At 31.1% G+C, this 774-nt stretch carries 1 protein-coding gene; it reads right to left on the bottom strand.

Going from position 1 to position 774, the window contains the following annotated elements; translation table 11 throughout:
- Window positions 1–774 (bottom strand): methyl-accepting chemotaxis protein (locus tag AVBRAN9331_RS09745; protein ID WP_336612929.1); only part of this gene is annotated, 774 nt, incomplete at both ends.

Here is a 774-nt window from a genome sequence, read left to right as displayed (position 1 = left end):
TTTATTCTTCATAACAGCTTCAACAGCAATGCTAGCCATTAAATCTACTTCATCTGATATTTTATTAGTATTATCAGCTACTACTACATTAGCGCGTGTTAGCTCATCTATACTACTTATTGCTTCATTTATTTGAGATATTGCTTGAGTTTGTTCTTTAATGCTTTCACTCATATCATTTATACCTTGAGTTAATACATTAACACTTGCTTCTATTTCTGTTAGTGATTTTTGAGTGCTTTCAGCTAGCTTTCTTACTTCATCAGCAACTACAGCAAAGCCCCTTCCATGCTCACCTGCTCTTGCAGCTTCTATTGCAGCATTAAGTGCAAGTAGATTAATTTGTTCTGCTATATCTTTAATCATAGTGATTACATTTTTAATATCTTCTCCGTTTTTAATAACTTCGTTTGATTTTTGATTTACTGCATGCATAGATGCACTCATCTCTTCTACTGCTGCTGCACTTTCTTGTAAGCTACTTGCTTGCTTTCTTGCACCTTCGTTTATATCACTAACACTTGTTTTTAGTATTTTAGATTTATCTTGTAGGTTTCTTGCAGTTTCAAGGTTTGTTTTTAACATATCTCTTATTTGCTTACCTAACATATTAGTTGCAAGTTCTACTCTACCTTTAGCATTTTTTATTTCATTTCTAAAGTCGTTTTGGCTATATTCATCAAATATCTTTTCAATTGAGTTTGTATTAGCTCCAACTTTTTCTTCTAAAGTATCAAGCATTTTATTTAAGACATTTTTTAATTCAATTAATTG

Origin of the sequence: Campylobacter sp. RM9331 (genome assembly GCF_020137685.1) — a bacterium.
In the GTDB taxonomy this organism is placed as follows: domain Bacteria; phylum Campylobacterota; class Campylobacteria; order Campylobacterales; family Campylobacteraceae; genus Campylobacter_E.
Note: the sequence above shows the minus strand (reverse complement) of the source record. Positions and strands in the feature narration are given on the sequence as shown.